The 13,433-nt window shown below is 61.1% G+C and carries 9 protein-coding genes; 2 read left to right on the forward strand and 7 right to left on the reverse strand.

From position 1 onward, the window contains the following. Window positions 1–29 precede the first annotated feature (29 nt). On the forward strand, window positions 30–950 hold the full coding sequence (locus IE071_RS15395) for a LysR family transcriptional regulator (RefSeq protein WP_189442480.1): 921 nt from the start codon (window positions 30–32) through the stop codon (window positions 948–950). A 28-nt stretch (window positions 951–978) separates the two neighbouring features. Here the strand turns inward: IE071_RS15395 and ppa are convergent, their stop codons facing one another. From ppa to pdxR, 3 genes are all read right to left on the reverse strand, one after another. Continuing rightward, on the reverse strand, window positions 979–1,524 hold the full coding sequence (ppa, locus tag IE071_RS15400; protein WP_189442481.1) for an inorganic diphosphatase: 546 nt from the start codon (window positions 1,522–1,524) through the stop codon (window positions 979–981). A gap of 91 nt (window positions 1,525–1,615) precedes the next feature. Further along, on the reverse strand, window positions 1,616–2,470 hold the full coding sequence (locus tag IE071_RS15405; RefSeq protein WP_189442482.1) for a prolyl hydroxylase family protein: 855 nt from the start codon (window positions 2,468–2,470) through the stop codon (window positions 1,616–1,618). Between the two features lie 37 nt (window positions 2,471–2,507). Continuing rightward, window positions 2,508–3,971 (reverse strand): MocR-like pyridoxine biosynthesis transcription factor PdxR, encoded by a 1,464-nt coding sequence (gene pdxR / locus IE071_RS15410; RefSeq protein WP_189442483.1) that lies wholly within the window; start codon window positions 3,969–3,971, stop codon window positions 2,508–2,510. Between the two features lie 243 nt (window positions 3,972–4,214). On the opposite strand from pdxR, the gene IE071_RS15415 reads away from it, so the two are divergent. Then, complete coding sequence (locus IE071_RS15415; protein WP_189442484.1) at window positions 4,215–5,042, forward strand: DoxX family protein; 828 nt, start codon at window positions 4,215–4,217, stop codon at window positions 5,040–5,042. Between the two features lie 10 nt (window positions 5,043–5,052). On the opposite strand, the gene IE071_RS15420 is transcribed toward IE071_RS15415, so the two are convergent. The 4 genes from IE071_RS15420 to IE071_RS15435 all read right to left on the reverse strand — a co-directional run bounded on the left by IE071_RS15420 (window position 5,053) and on the right by IE071_RS15435 (window position 13,091). After that, window positions 5,053–6,057 (reverse strand): redoxin family protein, encoded by a 1,005-nt coding sequence (locus IE071_RS15420; protein WP_189442485.1) that lies wholly within the window; start codon window positions 6,055–6,057, stop codon window positions 5,053–5,055. A gap of 291 nt (window positions 6,058–6,348) precedes the next feature. Next, entirely contained in the window at window positions 6,349–9,474 is a 3,126-nt protein-coding gene (locus IE071_RS15425; protein WP_229792941.1) for a TonB-dependent receptor plug domain-containing protein, read from the reverse strand. A 255-nt stretch (window positions 9,475–9,729) separates the two neighbouring features. Continuing rightward, complete coding sequence (locus IE071_RS15430) at window positions 9,730–10,389, reverse strand: helix-turn-helix domain-containing protein (protein ID WP_189442487.1); 660 nt, start codon at window positions 10,387–10,389, stop codon at window positions 9,730–9,732. Window positions 10,390–11,000: 611 nt separating this feature from the next. After that, window positions 11,001–13,091: a prolyl oligopeptidase family serine peptidase gene (locus tag IE071_RS15435; protein ID WP_425503475.1), complete on the reverse strand. Its 2,091-nt coding sequence runs from the start codon at window positions 13,089–13,091 to the stop codon at window positions 11,001–11,003. Between the last annotated feature and the right edge of the window lie 342 nt (window positions 13,092–13,433).

A 13,433-nucleotide genomic window follows, 5' to 3' on the forward strand; every position in this document is an offset into this window, starting at 1 on the left:
TAATCATTATCAATGAATGATTGATAGTCATGGATCGTGTCGGCGACCTCAGCCTGTTCCTGCGCGTGCTCGACCTCGGTTCGATCAGCGCGGCCGCGCGCAGCCTCGACCTGTCGGTGGCGGTGGCCAGCCAGCGCCTGAAGCGGCTGGAGCGCGACCTCGACGTGCGCCTGCTGCATCGGACCACCCGCCAACTGCACGCCACACCGGAAGGTGCCGCCCTGGCCGAACAGGGGCGTGCTCTGGTGGAGGATCTGGAAGCACTCACCGGTGGCTTGCGCCAAGGCGCCACCGAAGTAAGCGGTACCTTGCGCGTCACGTTGCCGGCCTCGTTCGGCCGTCAGTACATCTCGCCGCTGTTGCCGGAATTCCTCGCCCTGCATCCGCGGGTGAAGCTCAGCGTGAACCTCAACGACCAGATGCTGGATCTGGTCGGTTCCGGTTTCGATCTGGGCATCCGCGTGGGCGCACTGGGCGATTCCGCCCTGGTGGCGCGCAAGCTGGCGACGAACCGGCGCGTCCTGTGCGCGTCACCGGATTACCTGCGCCGACACGGCATGCCACACACACCGGCGGATCTGGCCGGGCACGACTGTCTGCTGTTGGTCGGCAGTCAGGGGCGGCAGGACGTGTGGCATTTTGGTGATGGCAACGGCGGCGAAATCGCCCAGCGTGTGCACGGTCGCTTCGAGAGCAATCAGGGCGAACTGCTGCGTGATGCGGTGGTGGCTGGGCTGGGCATCGCCCTGCACTCGATCTGGCACGTGCATGAGGAGCTGCATGCGAAGCGGCTGCGGGTCGTGCTGCCGGATTATCCGCTCGCCGAAACCGGCATCTACGCGGTGATGCCGCAGCGCCGGCTGGTACCGCCGCGGGTGCGCGCCTTCATCGATTTTCTGGCTGCACGGCTAGGTGAGAACCCGCCGTGGGAGCGGGCGCGCCACCGCTGAAGGTGACGCGCCGCCGATCGGTCTGGTATTACGCCTTGGCCGGCTTGCTCGCCTGGTAACGCTCGATGCCAGCCACGATCTCGGCCTTCGCCTCGTCGGCGCCGACCCAACCTTCAATCTTCACCCACTTGCCCTTCTCCAGATCCTTGTAGTGCTCGAAGAAGTGGCCGATGCGCTCCAGCCAGTGCGGCGAGACGCCTTTCATGTCGGTGATGTGTGCATAGCCCGGGAAGATCTTCGGCGCGGGCAGCACGATCAGCTTCTCGTCACTGCCGGCCTCGTCGGACATCTTCAGCATGCCGACCGGAATGCAACGGATCACCGAACCGGGGATCAGCGACAGCGGCAGGATCACCAACGCGTCCAGCGGATCGCCGTCGCCGCCCAGCGTGCCCGGCACGTAGCCGTAGTTGCACGGGTAACGCATCGGGGTGGACAGGATGCGGTCGACGAAGATCGCGCCGCTTTCCTTCTCCACCTCGTACTTGATCGGCTCGGCATCCTTGGGGATTTCAATGATGACGTTGATTTCGTGCGGCACGTCGCGGCCGGCGGGGACGAGATGCAGACCCATGGGATGTCCTTGCTGCGGAGAGGAAAGTTGGCCTGCAAGGATACGCCAAACGCTGCTGCGGCGCAGCAACACCGCATCGGCCCGATCGAGCTCAGGTCTTTGCCGATGTCTTGTAGGGCCGCTCGCGCAGCCACTTGGTGGCGATCCATTTCTCGCCGCGCAGCACCGGCAGACCGGCGTGCAGCGAGCTGCGGTCGCCGCCTTCGTAGGCGAAATAGACGGCCGAACCGCGGCGGGCGGTGACGGTCAGGCCGATCTCAGGGAACGCGGTGCCGCCGCCCTGCGCGGGCGTATTCAGATACATCACCACGCTGGCGATGCGTTGCCCACCGGCGGCGGTGATCGCGCCGTAGCCGGGCTGTTCCGGATCGAACCAGTCGTAGTGCGGTTCGTACTCCTGGCCGGGCAGGTAATGCAGGATCTGCAGGCCCTCGCCGTGATTCACCGGCACACCGAGCAGGCTGGCGAGGCGTTGCTCGATGCGGCCGACCAGCGGCAACTCGTTCAAGGTGAAAAACATGCCTTCGCTGGTGCGCCGGTGGTCCACCTGATGCTTGCCTTCGCTGTCGACGGTGAGCGCGCGTTGCAGCCGCGGTCGCGCCAGTTCGATCAGCTCGGCGCATTCCTGCTCGGTAAGGATGCCGTCCAGCACCCGCAGCATGGGAGCTTCCACGCTGATCGGGATCTGGATGATGTGTCCGTCGACGCTGACTTCGGGTGCTTCGGGGTGTTTCGTGCGCAGCCCGGGCGGCGCCTGCTTGCCGGTACTCGCATGCAGTGCGGCCAGCGGCAGCTTCAATACCTCGGCGACGATGCTGCGGCTCTGCCGCGGGTCGTAACCGTTCTCCTTCATCAGCCGCAGTACTTCCGGCACGCCGTGGCCTACTCGGGTCGTGGCAAGAATCCATTCGCGCAGTTCGGGGCTGATCGTGATGCGTGTCTGCATGGCGGGTTTGAGTGGACTGACAAACCGAAAGCTTACTTCACGCGTGGTCGCGGGTGCTGTCGGAAATCATTCGGGCATCGATCTCGTTCATGCAGGCACCAAACAGCTTCATGGCGTCACGCAGCTCACCGGTCGACAAGCCGCAATAGCCGAGCAGCAGCCCCTGGCGCGATGGCGGGTTCAGATAGTGTGGCGCCATCGAATACATGCCCAGACCACGCGAGCTGGCAAGTTCGAGCAGCGCCTCCGCACGAGCCTTGTCGTAATCGCGGAACCACACGACCACATGCATACCGGCCGGCGAATCGACGATCTCCACACGCTCGCCGACATATTCGCGCAAGCCTCGGATGAGTTCCTGATGACGGGCCTTGAGCTCTTTGCGAACCACCCGCAGGTGCCGCTCGAATCCACCGTCCTCCATGTAGTGCGCCAACGCTGCCTGCTCGAAGCCCGGGCAGGAAAAATCATTGAGGAACTTGGCGGTGATGAAGTCTTCCCGCAGCGCGACAGGAAGGATCATGTAGGCCAGTCTCAAGGTGCCAAACAGGACCTTGGAGAACGTCCCGACATAGATCACCCGGTCGGCCTGATCGAGCGAACGCAAGGCCGCCAGCGGCTTGGCGTCGTAACGGAATTCGCCGTCGTAGTCGTCCTCGATGATCCAGCATTTCTTCGCATCGGCGTAGCGCAACAGTTCCAGTCGGCGCTGCAGCGACAGTACGGCGCCCGTCGGGAACTGGTGCGAGGGCGTCACGCAGATCAGCGAAGGCGCGGCTGCAGGCAGTTCACTGCACACCAGTCCGTCGTCGTCGGTGCGGACCCCCTGTACGCGGGCACCGTGCGCGATCAGCGCTTGATAGGCGCCGAAATAATGCGGCTCCTCCAATACCACGGTGTCGCCTTCGTTCAGCAGCACGCGGGCGGCAAGCGAGAACGCCTGCTGGGTGCCACTGACGATGAGTACATTTTCCGGCTGTACCTGCACACCGCGGCGGCGGGCGAGATAGTCGCAAACCTGCTGGCGCAATGCCGGCAAACCCTGTGACCCCGCGCCGCTTGCCGGCATGTAGGTTGCGGCCCGCGCCAGTTCGCGCGCCCAGACGCTACTGAGCATGGGGTTGATGGTCGGCTCGCCGTAGTTCATGTGATAACGCAAGCCGCGATGCAGTATGGCCATCCGGCGATCCTGCACTCGTCGCGCGCGTTCCGCGTAGAGCGAAGGTGCAACGATGGCATCAACCGGCGGTTGCAATGCCGCCCCCGGCTGCAGCGTGGTGACGTAGCTGCCCGAACCCACGCGGGCGTCGATGAAGCCTTCCGCCCGCAGCTGGTCGTAGGCGGCCAGCACCGTGGTACGTGACAGCTCGAGTTCGTGCGCAAGCTCGCGTGTAGGTGGCAGCCGCGAACCGGCGACGATGCGGCCATCGAGAATGGCGGACTTCATGGCGCGGGTGAGCTGCGCATACTGCGGCCCGCGGCCGTCGAGTTCCAGAAACATGCAGATTGGCTCCGGGAAACTTTGCGAAATTGGCTATGGATGAACGGTGCGGCTATACCTATTCTCGGTGACAGCATGGCTGGCCGGGCGTGCCACCGCCATCGACATTAACCTTCCCCACGGCCCTGCGGATGTGACGCCCCCCATCAATGTTCCGCAGGGCCACTTTTTCCAATCGGATGGTTCACGCCGCGCCCGCAATCCGGGTACAGCGATCGCGCATTCTTGAGCAAGGGAGAACACATGGAAAGCTTGACCAGGCTCGGCCGCATCTTCTTCGGCACCGGCATGCTCGCATTCGGGCTGATGAACGTCGTCACCGGCATCCCGGTGCTGGGGATCGAGCCGATACCCGACGGTGCACCCGCGCACGCATTCTGGGCTTACGCCACGGGCGTGCTGCTGATCGCTGGTGGCGTCGGTGTGTACTTGGGGCGCCAGCGGGCCCGGATCGCCGCCGTGGGACTCGGTGTACTGCTCTTCCTGTGGCTGATCGTGCTGCATCTACCGACGCTGGCCATGCATATTCACAACGGCAGCGTGTGGACCTCTGCGTTCGAATGCTTTGCCCTGTGCAGCGGTGCCTGGATCCTGGCCGCTGCACTCGCCGATGGGAACTCCGACCGGAGTGCTGCTGCCGATCGACTTCGGCGTATGGCGGGAACCGGCCGTTACGCCTTCGGCGTGTCGCTGCCCGTATTCGGTGCGCTGCATTTCATCTACTGGCAATACGTAGCCAGCGTGATACCGGGCTGGATACCGGGATCGCCTGTGTTCTGGGCGTACTTCACTGGCTGCGCGCACATCGCCGCCGGGCTGGCGATCCTCAGCGGCGTGCAGGCCCGGCTGGCGGCAACGCTGCTGGGCAGTATGTTCACCAGTTGGGTAGTCCTGCTGCATGTACCGCGGGTCTTCGCACATCCGGACCATCTGGATGAATGGACCAGTCTGTGTGTGGCGATCGGCCTTAGCGGCGTGGCCTGGCTGATGGCTGGTTATTTTGCGAGGCAGGCTTCGGGCAGACAGGCCCACCTCGAGCGGCCCGACCAGCGGGAGCCAGCCTCGGCGTAAGCAACGCCGCTCAGCCGAACGAGAAGGTGTACGCGTGCAGCCCCGCTCCGGGGACGCGCAGTGTCAGTTGGTGATCGCGATAGTCGTGGCTGTCAAACAGGGTATAGAGCTGGCTTGGCTGCACCGTCACCGATGGCTGTGGCTTGCCATCGACCAGGATCTCGAGCGTGACCGGTTGATCCGAACTGGCCACCATGTGCAGCTTGCCGGCTTTGAAGTGCAGGTGGATCTCGCCGTGGTCGCCGGTCAAACGGGCGTACTGGTCGGTGATTTCCCACTGACCCGACAAACCGAACTGGTTCAGGGCAAGGCGGCCGGGCATCGTGAAGCGCTGGATGCCGTTGCGTGGTGTATCCACGCCGGCCAGATTCTTCTGGTGCGCGCTGCCGAAGAACATTTCTGGCGAGCCGATCCGGTCCAATGCATTGTCGGACGAGGCGTCGTTCGCTAGCAGATTCATGCCCAGTAACAGGCGGACGGCATTTTCCATGCGCAGATAATTGCCTTCACCGAACTGATGACCAATCAGGTTGCCGTTCTGATCAATCAAATATTGAGCAGGCCAATACTGGTTGTGCCACGCATTCCAAGTATCCAGGTGGTTGTCCAGCGCCACCGGATAAGTCACGCCAAGACGCCTGACTGCGTGGTCGACATTGGCCGCGTTGCCTTCGAAATCGAACTCTGGCGAATGCACGCCCACCACCACCAGTCCCTTATCCTTGTAAGTCTCGTACAAGTGTTCCGTTCGCGGCATCGCGCGCAGGCAGTTGATGCACGAGTAGGCCCAGAAATCGACAAGCACTACTTTGCCGCGCAGCGTGGCCATGGTGAGCGGAGGCGAATTGATCCAGCGATCGATGCCGGCAAAGTCCGGTACTTGGGCAGCCGTGACGGGTATCAGAGCACGGGTGGAGAAACTTGAGGCGAGCGCGAAAAACAATGCCAGAAGCATACGAAGCCTGTGGCGGCTGGGGCGATAGGACCAGCTCATTGATCGTATTGAGAGAATCATGTCCGTTTCATGCCTGGTTTCGAGCTGCGCGAGTCGATGCATAGCGCCGAGCATGGCTCCGCAGACTGCGACCGGATTTCAGGTTGAGGTGGCGGTATTCTTGATCCCGCCCGATGCGGCTTAGGTTCCGGTACACCCAGCGACTAACGGAGCCACGACTCAAGTCTTCGACTTCCCTGTGTCTGAACTTGCGGCCATCCATGGCCGCGCATTGCTGTGCTTCGTTGCATCAATTGAAACGAGACTTCTCACTATGGTGTACGGGCCACATCGGTAGTGATTTGCCGGTCATCAGAAGTCGTAGGTCACGCCGAATTGCACGTAACGTGGTGCTTCCGTACCCAGCGGCCGACCGTAACTGGCATTTGAATACACGGGTGTGGGATTAGTAGGGGTTCCGTTCGGGAAATACTGGTTGTACCTGGGGTAGTACTGAACCACCTTCTGTTCGTTCAGCACATTGTGGATCTGCAGCTGGACTGCAAACTTCTTGTCCGCCCACAACGGTCGATACTCAAAACTCAGATCCAGCTGATGGATCCACGGCGTGAAGCCGGTCGAACCACCTGGGGTCGGCACGCCACCGCACCAGTGATAGAAGGTGCCGTAACCCAAGCCTGGGTTGGTCTGATCCGGACCGTAGTAACCAAGGCAGCTCTTGGGTGTACCCGATGCCACGGTGACGACGCCGCTTATCAGCCACTCCGACGCGACCTGGTATGTGCCGTAAGCCTTGATCACATGCCTGCGATCATTGGCCTGATCGCCGTTCGCGTACTGCATGAGCTGGCCGTAATCCCACTGCGTGGTGATCGAGCCGGAAGAACCGCCCTGACCAATGTTCGATTGCACCGGACCTTCCGTGCTGCCGTAGCTCTTGGAGAAGACGTAGTCGAGCTTGCCGGTCCATTTGTCTGCAAACTGATGCTCCAGGAAGCCTTCGAGCGAGTAGTAGTGACGGGTCGCCTTCGGGAAACCGAACTGCTGCGGCGTCACCGTGTAGTGGTAATAACCACCTGCCGGATTGACGACACTGAAGGTATTGGTTGAACCCGGATTGATCAGTACGCTGCCCTGGATGCCGTAAGTGGACGGATTGGCCTTGCAATCATCAAGCGCCGAAACACCCGGTGTCAGCGACGCTATGCCCGGATTCTGTGCGAGCAGTTGCACGCATTGCGTGGCTCCGTCGCCGACATCGTCGATGATGCGGCCCAGCTTGCGATACGTGGCCTGCACGCCATAGGTCCATGACGGGGCGAACTGCTGCTGCATGCCCAGCACAAACTCGTCCTGGTATTCAGCCTTGATATTGGTGGAATGCACCGTGTAAGGGTTGAGCGCCTGACCGTATTCGTTGTTCAGCGACACCGGGACACCGGGCCCCGTCGTCTGTCCGCGCGAATTGATCGGAGTCAGGCCTGTCGGATAGCCAGTTGCCGGATCGATACCCGAGTAGGTGTAGTACTCATTGGTAAAGGTCGATGCCGAGGCTTCACGCACCGCCACACCGGTCGGCAGCGCCAAGTAGTAACGACCAACATTGCCGAACACCTTCATGCTGGAGTCGCCGAACACGTCCCAGCTGAAACCAAGGCGTGGCGCCCATTGCCCATGCGTCTCGCGGATGTAGGGAACCGCGTCAGAATTGAGGTTGGTGAACTGATCGTTGCGGATGCCGAGATTCAAGAGCAGGTTGGGGGTGACCTGCCAGTTATCCTGCACATACTGCGCGCGCTGTTTAACCGACACCGTTGCGGCCGTAAAGAACTGCTGCTTGCTGACTGTGTAGCCACCCGCGCCGTTTGCATAGGCTCCAGGCGCATCGACCCACGGAGCCGCACCCGGGTCTTGACCAACCAGGTAGGTCGACGGACTGCCCTGCGCATATACCCACGAGTAGCCCGGGCCCGTGGTGATGCTGCCATCGCCACTGTCAAATGTATTCTGGTTGTCGATACCGAACTGGATATCGTGCGAACCGATCTTCCAGTCCAGATCGACACGCAAATTGTTGTTGCCACCTGTGTGATTCGTGTTGGGGATGATGCTGTTCTGATTTGAGTTCTGGATGCCGTTCGGATTGCCGCCGGTGAGTGCGGGGTTTTCCTGGTTCGGCTGAACAATGCCGGCCAACTGCGAACCCGTATCCGCACCCGGCTGCACTGTGTAATAAGTGCCCTTCATCTTGCCGTACATCGCATTCAGGGTCAGATTGTCAGTGATGTACGAGGTGTATTTGGCGATCCAGATACCAAACGAATTCTTGCCCTGCGGCTCGTAGCTGTTGAAGGCTCCGGTCTTGTGCGCCACGTTGTCGTAGTCGTAGTAATCGCCTTCGAAATGCTGAGCGTTGCGAATGCCGGTGACGGACACGGTGTTGCTGTCGTTGATGTTCCAGTCCACCTTGCCGTAGAACTTGGGCAGGCTGAACTTGTTTTTCGCGATCAAGGCCGAGCCAACAGGCTGGTTGTCGTCCGTCTGCTGTTTATCGACTTCGGCAGACAGGAAGAAGAACAGCTTGTCCTTGATCAGCGGGCCGCTGACATAAGCGTCATACACGGTCTCCCAATTCGAATTGGGCTGTCGGTACGTGTACATCTTCCCCACATTGCCGGTCGCGCTCGAATGGGGATTGTTGTAGTGCCAGTTGACGTAGTTGCCTTCGGCGAAAGCAGGGCGCCACAAGGCCTGAGCGCCGAAATGCCACTCGTTGGTGCCGCTCTTGCCGATCTGGCTGATAACGCCGCCAGCGGAGCGACCGTAAGCAGCTCCATAACCGCTGGTCAGCGTCTCCTGCTGTTCGATCGAACCGTACGGCAACGTAATGCCGCCCTGGTTATAGAGCGGATCGGAGCTGTTGTAGCCGTTGATGTAATACGCGTTCTCCTGCACCGACGAGCCGCCAAAGGAGACCATCGGTGCGCCAGTCGGACCGCCGCCGCTGGTCATGGCCATATTCAGTGCCACAGCGCCCGCCACCGAACCCGGAGCCAGCAAGGCGATGGCTTCGCCCGAACGCGCAAGCGGCAGATGCGACAGCTGTTCGGAGGTGATGACTTGACTCTGGCGGGTTGAAGAGACGTCGATCGCGAGAAGCGAATTGGCCGTGACGGTTACCGCAGTCAGGTTCTGCGCATCCTTGTTGGCGGCTGCCACAGTGAAGTTGACTGCTGCTCCACTCGACGCATTGGGAGAGACATTCGCCTGCGACTGGATGGTCTGACCGTTCTGCACCAGGTTAACGGTGTAAGCACCAATCGGCACCGTGATCGAATAGTGGCCGGTGCTATCCACCGGCACCGAACGATTGAATCCGGCGCCGCCGATGATTTGGACAGATTCGCCGCTGGCTACTGGCGCGGTACCAAAAATACTGCCGGTTGTGGCTTGTGCGAATGCAGATGAGGTTGCCATGGTGCCGCACAGGCCAAGAGCAATCGCAACAGTCAATCTCGAGACGGATGGTATTGGGCGGCCATTGCAGTAATTCGCTTGACTATATTTTCTGCTTTTCATGTAACTCCCCATTTTCATCGGTGAAACGCGAGTTGGACGCGAACCCTGAATGACTGTCTGGTTCGTCCGAGGTGTGGTGCTTCAGAATCTTCTTGATCGGCTTTCGCTCGGTGCCGAGCCGGTCCTTTTGTCTGCGGAGCAGGACGGTTCCAGTCAGGCGACCAGTGCACTACTGCGCCGCATCTGGCCACTCAACATGCTGTGGAAGGCGATCAGGCGATCGATGTAGCCCGGCTCGTCGGCGCTGCGAAGGATGTCGTAGAGCTCTGCCAAAACATCAGCACGCTGCATGGGGTTCAACGAACCGCCGAGCAGTCCGACGTAGGACTGCAGCAGGCGCAATGCAGCAGCAAGTACGCGTGAATCGACGGCCAGCCGGACCGATCGTGCGGAGTTGTTTTCTTGATGACTGGCTGCGGGCATCGCAAGAGACACCGGCTGTTCGCTCGAAGGTAGCGAGGCGGGCTCGTTGACGGCGGCATCAGGTCGCATCGGACCTTCGCCGGTGATCAGCCAGATCAGCGAAATATTCAAGGTTTTTGCCATGACGATGCATCGTTCACGCGAAATATCGCTCTGGCCATCGCGCCAGCTGCGAATGGCTCCTTCGGAGAATCCGCAGCGCCGCGCAATAGCCGCCATGCTTCCTTCGCTGAGGATCAGCAGCCGCATACGCGCTGCGAGGCCGTTGCTGCTCGCTGCCGGCATTGAAAGCGCGGTAAGCGAAGGCGGTTCGCCATGGGCGCAAGTTTCCGTTGAATGCGTAGAGCTGACGTCCAGAAATGGTATGCGGGTGATGAAACCATCGTTCATGTATGTCTGCGCACTGCTATTTCTTCTTGCGGTTGAGCCAGCCACGCGGGACTCAGAGCCGGTTGGATCGGTGTGTGAAGCGGACATCGGCATCGTCGTAACTCCATGCAGTGGGAAAAGCCATCCATGGCCGAGGGCGATCAGCACGCGCGGTACCAGCGCGTGGGGAACTGATCGCTGGCATGTCAATCTTTCGTTACAAGAAAGTGCTTGATTCGTAGCGTAGGCATCCTGGTCGAAGCGATACATAGCCAATTCGAGCGAACTTTCAGATACCAATTCGTCAATCTGCGTCGCGCTCGTTGGAGAAGCTTGAGGTGTTGTGCGCGTTCGCGGCGGCACAGGGTCCTTTCATCGCGCACGGCGAATGAATTCAGTTGACGCCACTGGCAAATTGGAGGCACGAAATTCAGCGGCGAAGAATGCTCTGCGCCAAAATGCGGCGTAACGAAATAGCGCGCCGATATACCGAGGCTTGCGGCTCGGTAAAGAAGTTGACCGTGTGGATTGCATTGATCGCGGGAAACCCACGCCATCAACCATGACGATGAACCGATATCCGGAACGGTAGTCCCGTTCCGGATATCGTCGTTACAAAAACAAGGCGAGTCTTATTTCAGCTGATCCCACAGGAAGTCATAGGCCAGCGCGTGCATGTGCGCGGATTGCTTGTTGTCCGCGCCGGCGCCGTGGCCACCTTCGAGGTTCTCGTAGAACCACACGTTCGAGATGCCCATCGCCTGCATCTTCGCGGCCATCTTGCGTGCCTGCACCGGGCCGACGCGGTCGTCGCTGGTGGTGGTGTAGAACAGCACCGGCGGGTAATGCGTGTCCTTGTGCAGGTTCTGGTACGGCGAGAACGTCTTGATGAAGTTCCAGTCCGCCGTATCCGGGTTGCCGTATTCGGCCATCCACGACGCGCCGGCCGACAGGTGGGTGTAGCGCTTCATGTCGAGCAGCGGCACTTCGCAGGCGATCGCGCCGAACAGCTGGGGATACATCGTCAGCATGTTGCCCATCAGCAGGCCGCCGTTGCTGCCGCCTTCGGCGCCGAGATGTTTCGCCGATGTCACGCCGCGCTTGACCAGGTCCTCGGCAACGGCCGCGAAATCCTCGTAGGCATGCGGACGATTCGCCTTCAGCGCGGCCTGGTGCCATTGCGGACCGTATTCGCCGCCGCCGCGGATGTTCGCGATCACGTAGACGCCGCCACGTTCCAGCCAGGCGCGGCCGATGCTGCCGCTGTAGTGCGGCTGCAGCGAGACTTCGAAACCGCCGTAGCCATACAGCAGGGTGCGGTTGGAGCCATCCACCTTCATGTCCTTCGGCGCGATCTCGAAATACGGCACGCGGGTGCCGTCTTTCGAGTTGACGAAGTGCTGGCTGACGGTGAATTTCGCGGCGTCAAAGAACGCGGGCTCCTTCTTGATCGTCTCCGCCGGCACGTTGCCAAGCACGCCACGCTCGAGCGTGGCCGGGGCGAGGAAGCCGGTGACGTCGAGCCAGTATTCATCGCTGTGATCGGGATCGGTGTCGATCACGCTGATCGTGCTCATCGCCGGTGCACCTGGCATGGCCTCGCGTTTCCAGTCGCCGGTCGGCGTGGCCATCAGCGGCTGGGTCAGCACTTCCAGCCGGCTCTTGACGTCGTCCATCAGGTTGAGGATCAGGTGATGACGGGTCCACGCGTACGAGTCCAGCGAGGTATGCGCGTCCGGCTGGAACAGCACGGTGAAATGGGCGTTGCCGGCCATGAAGCTGTCGAACTGTGTTGCCAGCAGCGCGCCGGATGGATAGGTGGTGCCATCGACCGTCCATGGCGAACGGATTCGCACCAGCAGCCATTCGCGATGGGCGTCGGCGTCTGCATCGGTCGGCACGTCGAGCCGGGTCAGCTTGTCGCCGCTGCGCTGATACAGCTCGCTGTGGAAGAAATCCTTGGCGACGGAAACGAAGTCGCGTTCATAACCCGGCGTGCGGTCGTGATACGCGCTGATCGCGAGGTCGGTCGGTTTGCCCTCGTACACGGTGGTGGCGTTGGACAGCGGCGTGCCGCGCTTCCATTGCTTGACGATGCGCGGGTAGCTCGATTCGGTCATCGAGCCGGGACCGAAGTTGGTGCCGACGTAGAGGGTGTTCTCGTCGATCCAGCCGACCTGGGTCTTTGCCACTGGCAGCTCGAAGCCACCCTTCACGAAGGCCTTGTGCGGAATGCTGAATTCACGCACCGCGATCGCATCGCCGCCATCCGGCGACAACGAAATCAGGCAGCGTTCGAACGCCGGCTTCAGGCACTGCACGCCCTTGAACACCCAGCGCTTGTTCTCGGCCTTGTTCAGCGCGTCGATGTCCAGCAGCACCTCCCACTTCGGCTCGGCCTTGCGGTACTCGGCCAGGGTGGTGCGCCGCCACACACCGCGCGGATGCGCCTGGTCGCGCCAGAAGTTGTACAGTTCGTCGCCCATCCGGTTGACGTAGGGAATGCGCGCATCCGAATCGAGCACTTCGAGGATGCTGTCACGGGTCTTGACGAACTCGGCGTTGTTGACGAACTGTTTCGTCGTCACCGCGTTCTGCTGCTTCACCCAGTCCATCGAGCGGCTGCCGCGGATGTCCTCCAGCCACAGGAACGGATCGTCGGTCGACTGGGCATCCACAGGCGTGGCGGTGGGTTTGTTGTCGCGGGCGTTGACGTTATTCATGCCCGTCAGTGTGACGCCGAGTGCCAGCATCAGCCAGACCGATTTCATCGTGTGCCCCTCGTATGCGAATGGATTGGTCGGCATGGATCGCCGTCGATCGAGCGTACCTGCGCGATGATACGGCCGCCCGTGACTAAAGTCAGGAACGCAGCGATTCGCGTTGACATAAACAAAAATCCCGCCTCGAAGGCGGGATTTTTGCCGGAGTGGAACGGGTGGCTTACAGCAACGGAATCAGCAGCAGCGTCATGATGTTGATGATCTTGATCCGCGCCTGCGGCGCCCCTCACCCCGTCCCCCTCTCCCGCTTTGCGGGAGAGGGGCGAAGGTGCCGAGCGGGAA

The sequence above is a fragment of the Rhodanobacter panaciterrae genome, assembly GCF_014651895.1.
Lineage (GTDB): Bacteria > Pseudomonadota > Gammaproteobacteria > Xanthomonadales > Rhodanobacteraceae > Rhodanobacter > Rhodanobacter panaciterrae.